The organism is Nocardia sp. NPDC051929 (assembly GCF_044548645.1).
GTDB classification, from domain to species: domain Bacteria; phylum Actinomycetota; class Actinomycetes; order Mycobacteriales; family Mycobacteriaceae; genus Nocardia; species Nocardia sichangensis.
In genome coordinates this window covers 1-16123 of the sequence record NZ_JBIUCG010000021.1, presented here as the reverse complement: position 1 = coordinate 16123, position 16123 = coordinate 1, and the positions used below count along the sequence as shown (strand labels likewise).

14 protein-coding genes are annotated in these 16123 nt (G+C 70.8%); 9 read left to right on the top strand and 5 right to left on the bottom strand.

What is annotated here, in order from left to right:
* Positions 1–127: 127 nt before the first annotated feature.
* Together ACIHAX_RS26865 and ACIHAX_RS26860 are read left to right on the top strand one after the other, a co-directional pair.
* Positions 128–1759 (top strand): DNA-3-methyladenine glycosylase 2 family protein, encoded by a 1632-nt coding sequence (locus ACIHAX_RS26865; RefSeq protein ID WP_397280236.1) that lies wholly within the window; start codon positions 128–130, stop codon positions 1757–1759.
* A complete protein-coding gene (locus tag ACIHAX_RS26860; protein ID WP_397280235.1) occupies positions 1756–2298 on the top strand; it encodes a methylated-DNA--[protein]-cysteine S-methyltransferase in 543 nt (180 codons plus the stop codon). The genes ACIHAX_RS26865 and ACIHAX_RS26860 overlap by 4 nt, the downstream gene beginning before the upstream one ends.
* 533 nt (positions 2299–2831) lie before the next feature.
* Here ACIHAX_RS26860 and ACIHAX_RS26855 read toward each other — a convergent pair.
* On the bottom strand, positions 2832–6032 hold the full coding sequence (locus ACIHAX_RS26855; protein ID WP_397280234.1) for an AAA family ATPase: 3201 nt from the start codon (positions 6030–6032) through the stop codon (positions 2832–2834).
* Between the two features lie 34 nt (positions 6033–6066).
* On the bottom strand, positions 6067–7242 hold the full coding sequence (locus ACIHAX_RS26850; RefSeq protein ID WP_397280232.1) for an exonuclease SbcCD subunit D: 1176 nt from the start codon (positions 7240–7242) through the stop codon (positions 6067–6069).
* A gap of 307 nt (positions 7243–7549) precedes the next feature.
* Between ACIHAX_RS26850 and ACIHAX_RS26845 the strand changes: the two genes are divergently transcribed.
* The gene (locus ACIHAX_RS26845) at positions 7550–8695 is read left to right on the top strand and encodes a DNA recombination protein RmuC (RefSeq protein ID WP_397280230.1); all 1146 of its coding nucleotides are present in this window, start codon (positions 7550–7552) and stop codon (positions 8693–8695) included.
* A gap of 58 nt (positions 8696–8753) precedes the next feature.
* Positions 8754–9614, top strand: a complete 861-nt coding sequence (locus tag ACIHAX_RS26840) for a DUF6542 domain-containing protein (RefSeq protein ID WP_356966737.1) — start codon at positions 8754–8756, stop codon at positions 9612–9614.
* A 57-nt stretch (positions 9615–9671) separates the two neighbouring features.
* On the opposite strand, the gene ACIHAX_RS26835 is transcribed toward ACIHAX_RS26840, so the two are convergent.
* Complete coding sequence (locus tag ACIHAX_RS26835) at positions 9672–10682, bottom strand: 4-hydroxy-3-methylbut-2-enyl diphosphate reductase (RefSeq protein WP_355078615.1); 1011 nt, start codon at positions 10680–10682, stop codon at positions 9672–9674.
* A gap of 251 nt (positions 10683–10933) precedes the next feature.
* Here ACIHAX_RS26835 and ACIHAX_RS26830 point away from each other — a divergent pair, with 251 nt between their 5' ends.
* From ACIHAX_RS26830 to ACIHAX_RS26815, 4 genes are read left to right on the top strand one after another with little or no spacing between them, the layout of a single operon-like run.
* A complete protein-coding gene (locus tag ACIHAX_RS26830; RefSeq protein WP_364435304.1) occupies positions 10934–11587 on the top strand; it encodes a lipid droplet-associated protein in 654 nt (217 codons plus the stop codon).
* Entirely contained in the window at positions 11584–12906 is a 1323-nt protein-coding gene (gene xseA, locus ACIHAX_RS26825; protein WP_397280227.1) for an exodeoxyribonuclease VII large subunit, read from the top strand. The genes ACIHAX_RS26830 and xseA overlap by 4 nt, the downstream gene beginning before the upstream one ends.
* Position 12907: 1 nt before the next feature.
* A complete protein-coding gene (locus ACIHAX_RS26820; protein WP_397280225.1) occupies positions 12908–13180 on the top strand; it encodes an exodeoxyribonuclease VII small subunit in 273 nt (90 codons plus the stop codon).
* A complete protein-coding gene (locus tag ACIHAX_RS26815) occupies positions 13177–13521 on the top strand; it encodes a VOC family protein (protein WP_397280223.1) in 345 nt (114 codons plus the stop codon). The genes ACIHAX_RS26820 and ACIHAX_RS26815 overlap by 4 nt, the downstream gene beginning before the upstream one ends.
* 18 nt (positions 13522–13539) lie before the next feature.
* Here the strand turns inward: ACIHAX_RS26815 and ACIHAX_RS26810 are convergent, their stop codons facing one another.
* Together ACIHAX_RS26810 and ACIHAX_RS26805 are read right to left on the bottom strand one after the other, a co-directional pair.
* On the bottom strand, positions 13540–14037 hold the full coding sequence (locus ACIHAX_RS26810) for a GNAT family N-acetyltransferase (RefSeq protein ID WP_397280221.1): 498 nt from the start codon (positions 14035–14037) through the stop codon (positions 13540–13542).
* Positions 14038–14225: 188 nt separating this feature from the next.
* Positions 14226–14792: a DUF4245 domain-containing protein gene (locus ACIHAX_RS26805; protein WP_355078611.1), complete on the bottom strand. Its 567-nt coding sequence runs from the start codon at positions 14790–14792 to the stop codon at positions 14226–14228.
* 127 nt (positions 14793–14919) lie between these two features.
* On the opposite strand from ACIHAX_RS26805, the gene glpX reads away from it, so the two are divergent.
* The gene (gene glpX / locus ACIHAX_RS26800) at positions 14920–15963 is read left to right on the top strand and encodes a class II fructose-bisphosphatase (protein WP_355078610.1); all 1044 of its coding nucleotides are present in this window, start codon (positions 14920–14922) and stop codon (positions 15961–15963) included.
* Positions 15964–16123 lie beyond the last annotated feature (160 nt).

The following is a 16123-nucleotide window of genomic DNA, read 5'->3' as shown; positions in this document are numbered from 1 at the left end:
TTCGGTAGTTGCCACAACTGTTGACCCGGCAACGGCTGTGCGATCTCAAGGTCGTCGTGCGAGGTCGCGGCTACCCCCAGCGATGGTGGCCGATTCCCGCTAGCACGGGTTCGCCGCAGCTGCCATTGTGGTGTGCGTGACGATCACGGCATTGGATTTCGAACGTTGCTACCGGGCGGTGTCGACCCGAGACTCGCGATTCGACGGGCAATTCTTCACCGCGGTGCGAACCACCGGAATCTATTGCCGTCCTTCGTGTCCGGCGATCACGCCGAAGCGGGCCAACGTGTCGTTCCTGCCGACCGCCGCCGCGGCGCAGCAGGCGGGTTACCGCGCCTGCCGCCGCTGCCTGCCGGACGCGGCGCCCGGCTCGCCGCTGTGGAACACCAGGGCGGATCTGGCCGCGCGGGCGATGCGGCTGATCGGAGACGGCGTGGTCGAGCGGGCCGGGGTACCGGGGCTGGCCGCCACGCTCGGCTATTCCCAGCGGCAGCTCACCCGGGTACTGACCACCGAACTGGGCGCGGGGCCGCTGGCGCTGGCCAGGGCGCACCGGGCGCACACGGCGCGGCTGCTGATCCAGACCACCGCGATGCCCATGTCCGACATCGCGTTCGCGGCGGGTTTCGCCTCGATCCGCCAGTTCAACGACACGGTGCGCGAGGTGTTCGCGGTCAGCCCCACCACCATGCGGCTCGAAGCGCAGCGCGCGAGAACCGGAGCCCCCGCGCGTCCCGCGCCGTCCGGCAGCGGCTCGCTCACGCTGCGGCTGCCCTACCGGGAACCGCTCGACCGGGCCTGGCTGGAATGGTTCCTGTCCGCGCACGTGGTGCCGGGCATGGAATTGTGGGAGGACCGCGCCTACACCAGGAACCTGCGCACGCCACACGGGCACGCCACCGCGCGGCTGAGCTTCCAGCGCGACCATGTGCGCGCGGATTTGTCCCTGCACGACATGCGCGATCTCGCGCCGACGGTGACCAGGCTGCGGCACCTGCTCGACCTGGACGCCGACCCGGTCGGCATCGATGAAGCACTCGGTGTCGGGCCCACGGCGCACGGCGGCTCCCCGAAACGGCCGCCTGAGCAGGCCGCCGAATATCTGCCGGACGCGGGGGCGGGGTCACCGCCGGAGAGCGAAGCGCTGACCGAGATCGACCCGGTCGACGTCGGTCGCCCGTCGTTCACCCCCGGTATCCGTGTGCCCGGGTGCGTCGACGGCGCAGAACTATTGCTGCGCACCATGATCGGGCAGCAGATCTCGGTGGCCGCCGCCGCCACGCACACCGCCCGACTGGTCGAGGCACTCGGGGAACGGGTGGACGGGCCGATCCCGCTGCTGTTCCCGACGCCGGAGGTGATCGCCGAACGCGGCGCCGATATTTTGACCGGACCGGCGCGGCGCATCCGATCCATCACCGCGGCCGCCGAGGCGCTCGCCTCCGGGGAGCTGGCGCTGCACCAAGGGCGCACCGCCGCCGACCTGCGCCGCGACCTGCTCGCGCTGGACGGTGTCGGGCCGTGGACGGCCGATTACGTGACCATGCGCCTGCTCGCCGATCCGGACGTCCTGCTCGGCACCGACTTGGTCGTCCGCCGCGGCGCGAGCCTGCTCGGCATCGATCTGACGGACACCGCACGCTGGGTGCCGTGGCGATCGTACTTGTCCATGCACCTGTGGAAAACGGCACTGACCAGCCGCGCCACACCTTCCGCCGTCCCCGCGCTCGCCACTACGAAAGGCAGTGTCGAATCATGAACGCCAGCTCCGCCGTCCGCACCGACGTCGGTAGCACCCGCACCGTCACAGCGGATTTCGCCGTCACGGAGACACCGCTCGGCCCGTTCGCCACGCTCGTCGACCCCGACGGCGCGGTGCTGGCCTCCGGTTGGACCTCCGACGCGGAAAACCTGCGCGGCCTGATCCATCCCGCCTTGCGGCCCGGCCGACTGCGGCAGCGGGATTCGCTGGGCGAGGTGACCGGTGCCGTCACCGCCTATCACGAAGGCGATCTCACCGCGATCGACCCGATTCCCGTTCGCCAGCAGTCCGGGGAATTCCTCGTGCACGCCTGGGAAGTGCTCCGCGCCGTCCCGGCGGGGAGCCCACTCACCTACACCGAATTCGCCGCCCGCGCCGGCCGCCCCGACGCCACGCGCGCCGCGGCCAACGCCTGCGCCCGCAACGCCGCCGCCCTCTTCGTGCCCTGTCATCGGATCCTCCGCATCGGCGGCGCACTCGGCGGCTTCCGCTGGGGATTGCCGGTGAAACGGTGGCTGCTCGACCACGAGGGCTGAGGTCTCGCGACTCGCCGCGCAGGGCATCGGCCACGAGCAGGAAAAGACCTGCAGCGACGGCGTGCGTCACGTCGGCGTGCTGGCCCGAGACGGCAACAGCCTGTCGTTCGGCGAGGCCGTAACGTGCTGATCGCCGACCGTCAGTCCTCGACGCTCAGTCAAGGGTGCGCCCGGGCAGCTCAGCGTGCCCCCGCGCGGCCTGCACGGTGCCGCTCATCCGGGTAGGTCGCGCGGACGCCTACGGTCGCCGTGGCCCATTCGCGCGGCTGATTTCCAGCCGGAAGCGTGCACGTCGTTTGGGCGGTTGCGAGGCGAACACGCCCACGCTCCGCCGCCTACGGGCCGGCTCTCGCGGGTAAGGACGTGGTGCGCTGCGTCCGGACAGGCCGCTCGGCAGTGCAGCCGATATGTTCACGTCCGGTACGCAGCGGCCGGTAAACCGTCGGCAGCGTGTCGCCACGGCCGGGTGCACCCACCGCCTGCAGGGCTCAACCGCCGAGCAGCCGGAACCGCCGAGCAGCCGGAGTCCGCGCTCAGGCGATCGTCGCCTGGAGGTGGGAGCCGTCGCGGCCGCGTACGACGTGCAGGCGGCTGGGGATACGCTGGCGCATCTCGTCCACGTGGCTGACCACGCCGACCACGCGTCCGCCCGCGCGGAGTTCGTCCAGCACGCCCATCACGGCGTCCAGGGTGTCGGCGTCCAGGCCGCCGAATCCCTCATCGATGAACAGAGTGTCCAGCACGAGGCCACCGGATTCGGCGGCGACGGTGTCGGCCAGGCCGAGCGCCAGCGAGAGCGAGGCCATGAAGGTTTCGCCACCGGACAGCGTCTTGGCCGGGCGGATGGCTCCGGTGTAGTCGTCACGGATGTCCAGGCCGAGGCCGCCTCGGCGACCACGCGGTCCTGCCTTGTCCGAGTGGACGAATTCGTAACGGCCGCCGGACATTCTGCGTAGCCGCAGCGAGCCCGCCTGCGCGACTTCCTCCAAGCGTGCGGCCAGGACGTAGGAGTGCAGGGACATGCGGCGGTTGTTCGCACCGCGCCCGGCGACCAGGTCGGCGAGACCGTCGAGTTCCTCGAACGCTCGTTGTGCCGGGGCGATCCGATCCACAGCGGCCCAGAGTTGGCCGCCGAGCTCCTCGAGCTGACTCGCTCGCCTGCTCGCCTCGGCATGGGCGGCCACAACGGCGTTGAGCGCGGTCTGCGCGGCCGTCACCAGCGCGTCGAGTTCGGCGGGATCGCCGGGCTCCTGCTCCGACGCCGCTCGGATCTCCGGTTCCGCCAGAACCGCTTCCGCCGCGGCACGGGCACGGTCGGCGGCCACGAGTTCCGCTTCGATCTCGGCCTGCCGCCGAGAGTCACGCGATGCGGCGTTGACGACTTTCGCGTAGGCGGTCAAGCGCGCGACATCGTCTCCCAACGTGTCGCGAGTTCGAGTGCCGACAAGCGCCGGTTCCTCGGCGCCGACGGAGTCCGAAGCGGCCATCTCGGCGGATTCCGGGAGCTGAGCCGGACCGCCGGACTGAGCCGAGCCTTCAGTAGTGACCGACGCGGAGCCCGGAGCCGACGACGAACCGCCATACTCGCCTTCCGGCACGAAACCCGCGACGCCGGCGAGATTTTCCACCCGATCGGCGATCCGGGACACCTGCTCACGCGCCGCCACCGCTTCGGCGCGGGTTTCGCGCAGGGCGGTCGCCTCGGCGACGAGAGCGGCGAGCCGGGCACGGCGGCGGTCGATGGTCAGGTCGGCGCCCGCCGCGCTCCGCAGCCGGTCGGTGAACTCGCCGAGGCGCCTTTCGGCGGAGGCGACGGTGGCGGCGACCGCGCTGCGGCGCGCCTCGGATGCGCGCAGCTCGTCGTGCAGGCGCGCCTCGTCGCCGCGCAGGCGCGTGAGTTCGGCTTCCAGCCCGTCGGCGTTGGCGGCCAGTTCCGAAGTGTCCTCGTAGCGGTCGGTCGCGGCGCGCAGGGCCGCGGCGAGTTCGACGCGGTCGGTATCGCCGCCGCGAGCGACCAGCGCTTCGATCTCGCGTTCCAGGCCGGTGATGCGAGCCAGCGCGCGATCGCGGACGTCCTCCGCGGCACGCTCGGCCGCCACCGCGGCTTCCTCCTCGTCCTTGGACACCGCGGTGTCGGTCGGCTGGGCGGGTGCGGGATGCTGCGCGGAACCGCAGACCGCGCAGGGGCTTCCGTCGACCAGCTCGCCGGCCAGTTCGGCGGCCATTCCGCTCAGCCTGCGCTCACGCAGATCCAGCACGAGTTCTTTGGCGTCGAGGTGCGCGGCGCGGGCGGCGTCGAACTCGATGCGGGCGTGATCGAGCGCGGTGCGCCGGGCGGCCAGCTCGACCGCGGCCGTGGCGGCCGCCTGCAGCCGTTCGGTCTCCGCGGTGATGCCAGGCAGGGCGGCGACCGCTTCGGCGGCCTCGCGCAGCCTGGCCTCGGCCGCGGTGAGCACGGCGGGCAGCTCCTCGCGCCGTGCGGCGAGTTCGGTGACGCGCCGGGCCAGCGTCGCGTCCTCGGTGCGCAGGGCGTCGAGTTCACCACCGAGCCGGGTGGCGGTGGCGGCGTCGGTGCGCACTTCGTCCAGCGCACCGATCTGCGCGCTCCAGCGCTGGACCGCCGCGTCGATGTCGGCGTCATCGCGTACTCGGTCGCCGTCGACCAGTTCGGCGCCGCCGAGTTCGGCGCTCTCCGGTTCCAGCAGGCGGGCTGCGAGTCGCTCTGCCGCCGTGCGCTTTTCGCCCTCGCGCCTGCGCTGGGTTTGCACCGCCGTACGCGCTTCGTCGATGGCGGCGACGACCGGCGCGGCCCGGCGAGCGAGGTCGAGTTCGGCTTGCAGTGCGGCGCGCCGATCCGCGCCCGCCACGTAGTCGTCCAGTTGCGCGCGTGCCGAGCTCATGCGGCGACGCAATTCGCGCAGCCGACGCTGCTGTTCGGCCTGCTCCCGGACGCGCGCCGATTCCGCCTGGCAGCGTTCGACTTCTGCCGCGGCCGTGGCCAGGTCGACGCGCGCGGTGGACAAAAGATCCTGCGACCACCCGACGCATTCGCCCGTACCGACCGAATCCGCTACCCCCGCGGCCATGCCCACCTGCGTGATCAGCCGCTTGATGCCGTCGGTACGAGCATCCAGATCCGCTTCGGCGGCGCGGCGCTTGTCGGCGAGCCACTGCTCGGCGGTGCCGAAACGCTTCGTGTCGAACAGTTTTTCGAGCAGCTTCTCGCGATCTTCGTTGTCCGCGCGTAGGAAGCGGGCGAAGTCGCCCTGGGGCAGCAGCACCACCTGGAAGAACTGGTCGGCGCTCATGCCGAGCAGGCGCAGCACCTCCTCGCCGATATCCGGTATCCGGGAGAGGTTCTCGCCTCGGCCGTCCAGCCAGGCCAGCGTCGCCTTCGGATTGATCGTGCGCATGCCCGTGCCGTCCCGCTTGGGACGCTGGAACTCGGGGCTTCTGGTCAGACGCAGTCGCCGCCCGCCCAACGTCGCCTCCAGCACCACCTCCGGTGGTGTCTGCTCCGGTGCGTGATCGGAATGCAGGCGCTTGCTCTCCCCGCGCGCACCGGGCACCCGGCCGTAGAGCGCGAACGCGATGGCGTCCAGCACCGTGGTCTTGCCCGCTCCGGTCTGGCCGTGCAGCAGGAACAGCCCGTCGGCGCCGAGCGCGTCGAAGTCGACGACCGTGGTGGCGGCGAACGGGCCGAAGGCGGTCATCTCCAGCTTGTGCAGCCTCATGCCGCCGCGCCTGCGCCCGGCCTGGGCAGGGCGCTCATGCGGTCAGTTCCTCGGCGGCGGCCACGGTGGCCACCTGCTCCGGTTCGGCGACGGCGGCGGACAGCGCCCGCTCCAGCCAGGTCATCTCGCTCGAGCTGGGTGCGCCGCGGACGTCGGTGAGGAAGCTGTGGGCTACTTCGATGTCGCGGCGGCCGTGCACTCGCTCACGGTAGCGCAGGTCCGGGCTGCCCTCGGGCCGCACCCATTCGACGTGCACCGCGTAGGGGAACCGTTCGCGCAGCTTGCGCATGGCGTCGACCGGGCGGGCGACGTCGGTGAGCACCGCGGACACGTAGTGCTGTTCGGCCGTGCCGTACTCCGCGCCGCTCAGCAGTTCGTCCAGGGTGCCGGTCAGCTTGCTCAGGCCCCGCACCGTCGGTAGGTCCCGGCGGCGTACCGCTCGCAGGCCGGACGCATCCAAGTCGACGATCCAAACCGCTTTGCGATGCGCGTTCTCGCCGAACGAATACGGCAGCGGCGAGCCGGAGTAGCGCACCGCCTCCGCGAGCGTCTGCGGTGAATGCAAATGGCCGAGGGCCACGTAGTCGATGCCGTCGAAAGCGGCCAGCGGAACCGTCTCCACGCCGCCGACCGAGATGGAGCGCTCCGATCCGGTGGCTTCCCCGCCGACCACGAAGGCGTGCGCCAGCACGACCGTCCGCACCCCGGGCCGCCGCGCGATGTCGGCACGTACGCGAGCCATGGCCGCGTCCAGGATCTCCGCGTGCGAGCGCGCTTGCGGCACTTCGAGTTCCGCGCGGGTGATCTCCGGTTCCAAGTACGGGATGCCGTAGAACGCCACCGGCCCGTGCTCGTCTTCCAGCAGCACGGGCCGATCGGCGTCGGCCACGGTGGTGCGCAGATGCAGCCCGCCCGCGGCGGCGAAGCTCGCGCCGGCGCCCAGCCGAGCGGGCGAATCGTGGTTCCCCGAAGTGGCTACGATCCGCGCCCCCGCACTGCGGATCGCCTCGAATCCCCGGTTGCACACCGCGATCGCGTCGGCGCTGGGAATCGACCGGTCGTACACGTCACCCGGCAGCACCACCACATTGACCGATTCCTCGGCTACCAGCTCCGCGATGGCGGTCAGTGAACGAGCCTGGTCGGCAAGCAGATCGACCCCGTGGAACGTGCGCCCGATGTGCCAGTCCGAGGTGTGCAGCATCCGCATGCCGCGAAACCGTAGGGCAAGGCACCGACAGACTTCAATCGCCCCGCCCGCCGTGTCGGGTTCGCCCAGCCGGAACCCGGCGTGTCCAGCGGACGTGTCCGAGTCGGCGGATCCCGTTCGGCGACGAGCCGAAACCTCACGCACCTCTTGGCCTCCCGAATCCCACGACGTGGGCGATTACGGATGCCAGAATCCGAACAGCTATGTGAAATATGCGGCAACGCACTGGCCGAGCCGGTTTCCGACGCGACGCCGGGCAGTTGCCAGATGCTCGTTCCTGTCGGTGACGTACGGCACTATCTCCGCTATGACCGCACCGATGCTCGTCGCCCTCGTGCTGGTGTTCGCCGCCGGTCTCGGCCTCGGCTGGCTGGGTCGCGCCGCGCGGGACGGGCATCGCGCGGCGGCGGCCCAGGCGCGGCTCACAGCGACGGCGGACAACGAACGGCTGCTGCGGCAGTCGCTCACCGCGGCCAACGAGGATGCCGCGCGAAGGCATTCGCACGCCGTCGGCGCGCTGGTGGAACCGCTGCGGGCGGCGGTCGGAGCGCTGAACGAGCACATCCAGCAGGTCGAGCGACAGCGGCTCACCGCGTATTCGAGCCTGCGCGAACAGGTCGCGAGCATGCAGCGCACGTCGCATCAGCTCACCGGGGAGACCGGCCGGCTGGTCGCGGCGCTGCGCGCACCGCAAGTACGGGGACGATGGGGCGAGATCCAACTGGAGCGGGTGGTCGAGCTGGCCGGGATGACCAGGCATTGCGATTTCCGGACCCAGGTGAGCCGCACCGGTCACGGCGAGGACGACCGCACGGTGCGACCCGATCTGGTGGTGCGCCTGGCGGGCGGCAGGCACATCGTGGTGGACGCCAAGGTGCCGTTCGCCGCCTACCTGGACGCGTGCGGCTCCGACGACCCCGACGTGCGCGCCGAGCTGCTCACCAGGCACGCCAAACATCTGCGCGCGCATGTCGACCAGCTGTCGGACAAGGCGTACTGGGCCGCCTTCGACCCCGCACCCGAATTCGTGGTGCTGTTCGTGCCCGGCGATCCGTTCCTGGACGCCGCCCTGACCACCGACTCCGAGCTGTTGGAGTACGCGTTCGGCCGCAATGTGATCCTCGCTACACCGACCACCCTGATCGCGTTGCTGCGCACTATCGCCTTCGGCTGGCGGCAGGAGGCGCTCTCCAAGGACATGGCCACCGTGCAGCGGCTCGGCCGTGAGCTGTACCAGCGGCTCGGCATGACGGGGAAACATCTGGACCGGCTGGGGGCGCAACTCGGCAGAGCTGTCGAGGCTTTCAATTACACGGTGGCCTCGGTGGAGTCACGAGTGATGGTTACCGCGCGCAAACTGCACGAGCTCGAGATGGCCGAGCAGGAAGTGCCCGAGATCGGGCGTGTGGATTCCCGGCCTCGCGCGGTGAGCTTCGCCGACGCGGGCGAGTAACCGGGACTATGGCCGTGCCGCCACGCCGCCGAGAGCGGCGGCAACTAATGTGCATATCGTGGCTGCTTCCGAACGTGTGCGATCCCGGGTGCCCGCGCCGCAACGCTCGATCCTGCCGTCGGTGCCGGGGATCCCGGTCGGCGCGGCGATCCTGATCGCGGTTGCCTGCACGTTTCTGGGATTCCTGATCGATGCCAGCGGCGGCAGTGCCGAGCTGACCGGCACGTTCGCCGCGCTGTACATCGTGGGCTGTGTGGCGGCCGTCGCCGCCGTTCGCTACCGGGGCTTGTTCAGCACGATGGTGCTGCCGCCACTGCTGCTCTTCGTCGCCGTCCCGCTGGCCTATCAGCAGCTCACCGGTCGTGGCTCGACCTCGATGAAGGACATCCTGCTGAACCTGGCGATCCCGCTGGTGAACCGGTTCCCGACCATGATGCTGGCCACGGTGGTGGTCCTGCTGATCGGTGGCGCCCGGATCTACCTGCACCGCCGGGAAGAGGGGGGCGACAAAGCGCCACGCCGTGGCGGCAGCTGGGGCAAGTCACCAGCGAAGAAGACCAAGCCCGGCCGGTCCTCCCGTGGCCTGCCGGACGCCGCGCGCCGCAGAACCCGCCGCCCGAAGGACGAGCCCGCCGAGCCGGAGTCGGCCGATGCCGAACAGCCTGCTCCCCGACCGGCCCGCCGACCCGCGGCGCAGGTCGCGGATACGCCGCCGCGCGTCGCCCCCTCCCGTCCGCGCGAAGGGCGGGCTCCCGCCCGGGGCCCTGCCCGCCCGACCGGGGCCATGCCGCGGGCCGAAGCCGAACCACCGCGCGGCGCGGGCCGCCGCCGAGAGATGCCGCCGCACCCGCAGCCCAATGTGCGCTATCGCGAACGCGATTCGAACCGCCCGGAACGGCGCAGGCCAGAGAATCTGTAGGCGAGGTCGCTCGGTGCGGTCGGAGCTGGATACCGCACGCTCGGTGCGGGCCCGGCGTCAGCGCCGGGCGTCGCGCAGTTCGCGGGGAAGGGCGAAGACGAGGGTTTCGTTGGCCGTGGTGACCGGCTGGACGTCGCCGTAGCCGTGCTCGGCCAGGCTGTCCAGCACACCGCGGACCAGGATCTCGGGCACCGACGCGCCGGAGGTGATGCCGATCGTGCGGACGCCGTCGAGCCAGGCCGGGTCGATCTCGCGGGCGAAGTCCACCAGATACGCGGCCTTGGCGCCCGCACCGAGCGCCACCTCCACCAAGCGCACCGAGTTCGACGAGTTGCGCGAGCCGACCACGATCACCAGATCGCATTCCGGAGCCATCGCCTTCACCGCGACCTGGCGGTTCTGCGTGGCGTAGCAGATGTCGTCGCTCGGCGGGTCCTGCAGGGCGGGGAAGCGCTCGCGCAGCCGCTGCACCGTCTCCATCGTCTCGTCCACGCTCAACGTGGTCTGCGAGAGCCAGATCACCTTCGACTCGTCGCGCACGCTGACCTGGTCCACCGCGCCGGGCCCGTCGACCAGCTGGACGTGTTCGGGCGCCTCGCCCGCGGTGCCCTCGACCTCCTCGTGGCCCTCGTGACCGATCAGCAGGATGTCGTAGTCGTCGCGGGCGAACCGCTTCGCCTCCTGGTGCACCTTGGTCACCAGCGGGCAGGTGGCATCGATGGTGTGCAGATTGCGCTCGGCGGCCGACGTGTGCACCGCGGGGGACACGCCGTGCGCGGAGAACACGACGACCGCGCCCTCGGGGACCTGGTCGGTCTCGTCGACGAAGATCACACCGCGGTCGCGCAGCGTCTCCACGACGTGCCGGTTGTGCACGATCTCCTTGCGCACGTAGATGGGCGCGCCGTGCTTCTCCAGCGCCTTCTCGACGGTTTCGACCGCCCGGTCCACGCCGGCGCAGTACCCGCGCGGCTCCGCGAGCAGCACGCGTTTTCCGCCGTCGGCGACGGCGCTTCCGGCACCTGCCGAGCGAGCGATTCCGACGTTCAAGGGAATGGCCGAAGACATGCCCACAGGATACGTGCGGCCCGGGATCCCGCCACGTCCGGGAGTTGCCCGTCACATTCCCGCCGCAACCGCGGATCGGAATCGTGAGCCGGGTCTACGACCGGGTGCGCCGATTGTTTCGGACGGCCCGCCGGGTTCCCGCGCGTATTTCCGCGATATGAGTGTGGTCCCGCCGATCGGCCCCGACCCGCGAATACCCGAACCGCGCGCCCCTCCTTTGCATAACACACCATTTCCGGCAGGCTAGGACCATGTTTCGACCACCCTTTCTGGCCCGGGTCGCCGCAGGCGCGGCCGTATACGCCCTCGAGGAATCCCGTCGGCTACCCACGGCGGCAATGAATTTCCCGATCACGGCCATCAGTCAGGTGCTGCAGACGACGATGCACGTCCAGCAGTTCGTCACCAGTCTGGCCCTGAAGGGCGACGCGGTTTTCGACCGTTTGTCCAACCGCCCGGTCGAGCAGCCGGAGTGGGCCACCTTCGACGAGGACCTCGCCGACGACCCGAGCCCCAGCACGCTGCGCGCCAGCCGATTCGACCTCTACACCGCCGATGATCCCGACGCGTCCCCCGCGCCCGAATCCTTCGCCACGGACGACAGCCGCGCAGGCGCGACCAACGGCCATGTCGCCTCCGTGACGCCGATCGGCGAGCCACCGGTCGAAGAGCCGGACCCGGATACCGATCCCGAACCCGTCGCGGAAGCGCCCGTCATCGCCGAACCGGAAGTCGCCACCCGCTACGACTACGCCAACATGACCCTGGCCCAGTTGCGCGCCCGCCTGCGCCTGCTGACGATCGATGACCTCACCGCGCTGCTGGAGTACGAGCAGCACACCCGCGCCAGGGCGCCGTTCGTGACCATGCTCACGAACCGGATCGCCACTGTGCAGGCCCAGTGACCGAACCCCGGACACCCTCGTCGCCGACGGCTGGCCGGGAGACCTCCGGCCAACCCGCCGCCGCTCCGGCCAACTCCGCCGAGCATCCGTGGCCGGTGCGTTCGGTCTCCATCAAGGTCGCCCAGTGGATCGACCGGCTCGGCAGCATCTGGGTGGAGGGCCAGATCACCCAGATCAATCTCCGGCCCGGCACCCGCACCGCGTTCCTGGTGCTGCGCGACCCGTCCGCCGACATGTCGCTGTCGGTGACCTGCGATCCCGACCTGATCCGCAAATCCCCCATTCCCCTGCAAGAGGGCAGCCGGGTGGTCGTCTACGGCAAGCTCTCCTTCTTCACCGGGCGCGGCACGATCTCGCTGCGCGTGCTGGAAATCCGCCCCGTCGGCATCGGCGAACTACTGGCCCGCATCGAACGGCTGAAGGCGCTGCTGGACGCCGAGGGCCTGTTCGATCCCCGGCTCAAGCGTCCGATCCCGTTCCTTCCCGGAACCGTCGGCCTCATCACCGGACGCGCCAGCGCCGCGGAGCGCGATGTGCTGAGCGTCGCTCGCAATCGCTGGCCCGCGGTGCGTTTCGAGATTCGCAACACCGCCGTGCAAGGGCCGACCGCGGTATCGCAGATGCTGACGGCGCTGGCGGAGCTCGATCGGCATCCGGACGTCGAGGTGATCGTGCTCGCGCGCGGCGGCGGCAGCGTCGAAGACCTGCTGCCGTTCTCCGACGAGGCGCTGTGCCGCGCCATCGTGGCCGCGACCACGCCGATCGTCAGCGCGATCGGCCACGAACCGGACAACCCGCTCAGTGACTTCGTCGCCGACCTGCGCGCGGCCACGCCGACCGACGCCGCCAAACGGATCGTCCCGGACGCCGCCGCCGAACTGGCCTGCATTCGTGAACTGCGCGAACGCACCGCCGCGGCGTTGCGGGGTTGGGTCGACCGGGAGACCGAGGCGCTCGCCCAGCTGCGTTCGCGACCCGTGCTGGCCGATCCGCTGCGCGAGATCGATCGCCGCCAAGAAGAGATCGAACGCCTGCGCACGGCCACGCACCGCTGCGCCGAGCACTTCGTCCGCACCGAAGCCACGGCCACCAGGCATCTGCGCGAGAAACTCACCGCCGTCGGCCCCGCCGCCACACTCGCCCGTGGCTACGCTGTCGTGCAGCGGGTCACCGGCCGGGAACGCGAGGTGGTGCGTTCGATCGAGGACGCGCCCGCAGGCAGCCAGCTGCGCATCCGGGTCGCCGACGGGGCCGTCACGGCCGCCGCGCTCGGCACCCAGGCCCTCGGCGCCAAGAACACCGACACAGGGAGGAACTGACTTGGCCCAGTCCGGCAAGTCCACCGAAGCCGACGGGACGGGCGCCGACCCGGCCGACGATGCCGAGATCGCCGGTTTCGGCTACGAACGCGCGCGCGACGAACTCGTCAACGTCGTCAAGATTCTCGAACAGGGCGGCCTCGACCTCGATGAATCCCTCGCCCTGTGGGAGCGCGGCGAGGCGCTGGCCAACCGCTGTGAGGAACATCTGGCGGGCGCGCGCAAGCGCGTCGAGGACGCGCTGCACCGCACCGACCTGGAGCGGCAAGAGTGACCATCCGCCGCGCCACGCCCGACATCCGCACCACCGACCTGGCCGCGAGCCGCGACTTCTACCGGCTGCTCGGCTTCCACGAGGCGATGGACCTGGGCTGGGTCGTGACGATGGCCTCGCCGTCCAACCCGACCGCGCAGGTCCTGCTCGTCGGCCCGAACGCCGAACAGCTCCAGCCGGACATGAGCGTGGAGGTGGACGACGTCGACGCCGTGCACGCGGCGGTGACCGCCGCGGGCGCCGAGGTCGTCTACTCCCTGCGCGACGAGCCGTGGGGCGTGCGCCGCTTCTTCGTCCGCGATCCGAGCGGGACCATCGTCAACGTGGTGAGTCACCGCTGACGACGGCCCCCGGCCTCGTCAGCGCGGTGCGGCCACGGCGCGGAACCGGGCGACGCCGTCCGCGCTGCTCACCCGCTCGAATCCGGCCTTTTCCAGCACCCGCGCCGACGGCGGATTCGACAGCTCCACCTCGGCGTGCACCGCACGAACGCCGGGTGCGGTGAGCGCGTGCGCCGTGAGGGCGACGGTGGCCTCGGTGGCGTACCCGCGACCGCGCCGCGAGGCGACGATGCCGTACCCGAGCTCCAGGGCACCGTCGGCGGGCGGCCAGAACAGCCCGATCGATCCGACGACGAGCCCGGTCGAGCGCTCGACGACGAGCCTGTGCCCGAACGGCCCGAGCCAGTCCGGGTGCGCCGCGAGCAGGCCCGCGATGACGCGATCGCCGTCGGCAGGGAAATCCGCCGCCCACTCGGCGTGACGGCGGCCATCGAGCACGGCGGCCGCCGCAGCGGCGGTCCACGACCGCAGGATCAGCCGTTCGGTGCGCAGGTCGGGGGAAAGGGAAACAGACACGTGACACTCCTGGTCGTCGAAGAGAGACCGGTCCGCGTCCGCGGAAAATCAGTGGCGCGCGAACCGGCGAAAGGCATGCGAAAGACGGCTGAGGACAGCCATATTCATCGACCTCCGAAAACCGGTTCGGCACGTGTCTCGTGCCGCGGCAAAATTAACGAACGCGCGCCGCCGAAGACAAGCGGATTTCAGGGCTTCAGCGGTTGCGCCGCGGTAATCGCCTGGGCGAGCGTGCTGAACGCCGCCTGGTTGCCCGCGCCGGTGATCAGCACGCGGGACTGGCCGAGGTCGGCGATCCACGCGGTCTCCGAGCCCTGCTCGGCGTAGACGATCCATTTCTGCGCGCCGACCTGCTCGGTGCCACTGGCGTAGCGCGACCCGAGCACGAACCTGGCCAGCGCCTCCTCGGTCGCGTTGCTCTGACTGAATCGCATGTAGGTGCCCTGCGGCGTGATGTAGCCGACCGTGCTGACCGGCCCGCCCCCGTTGCCGCCGATGGACTCGCGACTGCCGGAGTTCGGCGTCCAGTCCGCGGGCAGGGCCGGGTTGCGGATGGGGAACGGCAGGGAACGAGCGTCGGCGGTGAGCGCGGCGCGCGCGTCGAAATGCGGGATCTGACCCTGCGTCGGACCGTTCGCGGCGAAACTGCATTGGCTGGCCAGCCCGGCGAACACCAGCGCGATCAGGACCAACGGGATCAACGACCAGAACAGATCCCGGTAGTCGTTCAAGATGCGCGGCTTTTGGTACGACACGCTCCCAGTATCCACTCGCGCGGCGACGCCGCCCCCCGCACCCCGGCACCACGAGCAGGGGTGTACGGCCGTGCCACATCGAATGAGACAATTGACCGGTACGTACCGACGCACAGGAGGCCCCGCAATGACGGCAACTTCCCCCACACCTAGCCGCCGCGAGGCGCCCGACCGCAACCTCGCACTCGAGCTGGTCCGCGTGACCGAGGCAGGGGCGATGGCCGCGGGCCGGTGGGTCGGACGCGGCGACAAGGAGGGGGGCGACGGCGCGGCCGTCGACGCCATGCGGCAGCTGGTCAGCTCGGTGTCCATGCGCGGCATCGTCGTCATCGGCGAGGGCGAGAAGGACGAGGCGCCCATGCTGTACAACGGCGAGGCCGTCGGCGACGGCACCGGCCCGGAAGTGGACTTCGCGGTCGACCCGATCGACGGCACCACGCTGATGTCCAAGGGCGTGCCCGGCGCGATCTCGGTGCTCGCGGTCGCCGAACGCGGCGCCATGTTCGACCCGTCCGCGGTGTTCTACATGCACAAGATCGCCGTAGGCCCCGACGCTGCCCACGTGATCGATATCTCGGCCCCGATCGCGGAGAACATCAGCCGGGTCGCCAAGGCCAAGAATTCCGCGAAGTCCGACCTGACCGTCTGCATCCTGGATCGCCCCCGGCACGCCGAGCTCATCCAGCAGGTGCGTGACGCGGGCGCCCGCATCCGCCTGATCTCCGACGGCGACGTCGCGGGCGCGATCGCCGCCGCCCGCCCCGACTCCGGCACCGACATCCTGGTCGGCATCGGCGGCACCCCGGAGGGCATCATCGCCGCCGCCGCGATGCGCTGTATGGGCGGCGAGCTGCAAGGCATGCTCGCGCCCAAGGACGACGAGGAACGGCAGAAGGCCATCGACGCGGGCCACGACCTCGACCGCGTACTGACCACCGAGGACCTCGTCTCCGGTGACAACGTGTTCTTCTGCGCCACCGGCGTGACCGACGGCGACCTGCTGCGCGGCGTGCGCTACTACGGCGGCGGCGCGTCCACCCAGTCGATCGTGATGCGCTCGAAGTCCGGCACGGTACGCATGATCGACGCCTACCACCGCCTGACCAAGCTGCGCGAATACTCCTCTGTCGATTTCATCGGCGACGAACACGCGGTCCCGCCGCTGCCGTAATTTTGCAGCGCCTCCGGCGCTGGTGTTCGCGGCCCGCGTGTGGGGGGGGGGTTGGGGGCCCCCCCCGGGGGCCGGGGGGGGGGGGCGGGGGGCGCCCCCAACCCCCGCCCGGCCCCGCCCGCAACAGCGCCGGGGTCGGGGGCCCCGAAAACAACTGCGG

What these genes read in the sequence shown, in the direction of transcription:
- ACIHAX_RS26850 (WP_397280232.1), bottom strand. Translation starts at nt 7,242, where the DNA reads ATGCGGATGCTGCACACCTCGGACTGGCACATCGGGCGCACGTTCCAC.
- ACIHAX_RS26855 (WP_397280234.1), bottom strand. Translation starts at nt 6,032, where the DNA reads ATGAGGCTGCACAAGCTGGAGATGACCGCCTTCGGCCCGTTCGCCGCC.
- glpX (WP_355078610.1), top strand. Translation starts at nt 14,920, where the DNA reads ATGACGGCAACTTCCCCCACACCTAGCCGCCGCGAGGCGCCCGACCGC.
- ACIHAX_RS26845 (WP_397280230.1), top strand. Translation starts at nt 7,550, where the DNA reads ATGACCGCACCGATGCTCGTCGCCCTCGTGCTGGTGTTCGCCGCCGGT.
- ACIHAX_RS26830 (WP_364435304.1), top strand. Translation starts at nt 10,934, where the DNA reads ATGTTTCGACCACCCTTTCTGGCCCGGGTCGCCGCAGGCGCGGCCGTA.
- ACIHAX_RS26860 (WP_397280235.1), top strand. Translation starts at nt 1,756, where the DNA reads ATGAACGCCAGCTCCGCCGTCCGCACCGACGTCGGTAGCACCCGCACC.
- ACIHAX_RS26835 (WP_355078615.1), bottom strand. Translation starts at nt 10,682, where the DNA reads ATGTCTTCGGCCATTCCCTTGAACGTCGGAATCGCTCGCTCGGCAGGT.